This is a genomic window from Arthrobacter sp. BB-1 (assembly GCF_006151685.1).
Lineage (GTDB): Bacteria > Actinomycetota > Actinomycetes > Actinomycetales > Micrococcaceae > Arthrobacter.
Genome location: NZ_VDEV01000051.1, coordinates 1 through 1,105, shown reverse-complemented (window position 1 = coordinate 1,105; position 1,105 = coordinate 1). Strand labels below are relative to the sequence as shown.

General features: G+C 66.8%; 1 protein-coding gene. It reads left to right on the top strand.

Annotation, left to right across the window (positions count from 1 at the left end):
* Nucleotides 1-127: 127 nt before the first annotated feature.
* Nucleotides 128-1,105 (top strand): IS30 family transposase (locus FHJ30_RS21195; RefSeq protein WP_171059170.1); only part of this gene is annotated, 978 nt, incomplete at its 3' end.

The following is a 1,105-nucleotide window of genomic DNA, read 5'->3' as shown; positions in this document are numbered from 1 at the left end:
GCTGTTGCAGTCGGTGGTGCGGGTTTTCTGGGAGGCGCGGTCTTCTGGGGCATCTGATGAGGTGGCGGCGGCGGTGGCCGGTATGTCCCTGTCTGCGGCCAGGTTGATCGTCCGTCAGCATGGTGGGGTGGATCCTGCGAAGAAGCCCCCGTGCGGGCGGTTCCTGTCCTTCGATGAGCGCGAGTTGATCGCTGTGTGGTGGGCGGCCGGGTGCGGCGTGCGGGAGATCGGCCGGCGTTTGGGCCGGAACCCGTCCACTGTCAGCAGGGAGCTGGGCAGGAACATCCGGAACGGGGGCAACCGTCCGTACCTGGCGTCCTCGGCGCAGAACCGTGCGCAGAAGCTGGCGCGCAGGCCTAAGGCACGGAAGCTGGCTTTCAACGAGGCCCTGGCGCTTTACGTCGCCGGAATGCTGACGGCGCGGGAACGGTTGTCCCCGGAGCAGATCAGCGCCCGGCTGCGGATTGATTTCCCCGATGATGAAAGCATGCGCATCAGCCCGGAGACTATCTATCAGTGCATCTACATCCAGGGCCGCGGCGGGCTGAGAGCCGAGCTCGCCGCTGCTCTGCGCACCGGCCGGGCCGTGCGGCAGCCAAACCGGCGCGCGGGCATGCGAAGGCCCCGGGTCCCGAAAGAGTTGCTGATCAGTGAACGCCCCGCGGAAGCCGATGACCGGGCAGTGCCCGGGCACTGGGAGGGCGATCTGATCATCGGTACCCCTGGCGCCGGGGCGATCGGAACCCTCGTGGAACGCAGCAGCCGTTTCGTGATGCTCCTGCACCTGCCTAACGGACATACCGGCGAGCAGGTGCTGGCCGCCATCGAGGCAACCCTTCCGACCCTGCCGGCCCAGCTGCGCCGGTCCCTGACCTGGGACCAAGGCGCTGAGATGGTCGGCATTCACGAACGCGTCAGGATTGCCACCGGCGCCGAGGTTTACTTCTGCGATCCTCACTCACCCTGGCAACGCGGCACGAACGAGAACACCAACGGACTCCTGCGACAGTACTTCCCCAAAGGCATGGACCTCACCACCGTCACCCGCGCAGACCTCGACTACGCTGCCGCAGGACTCAACGGACGCCTACGCAAAACCCTCGGC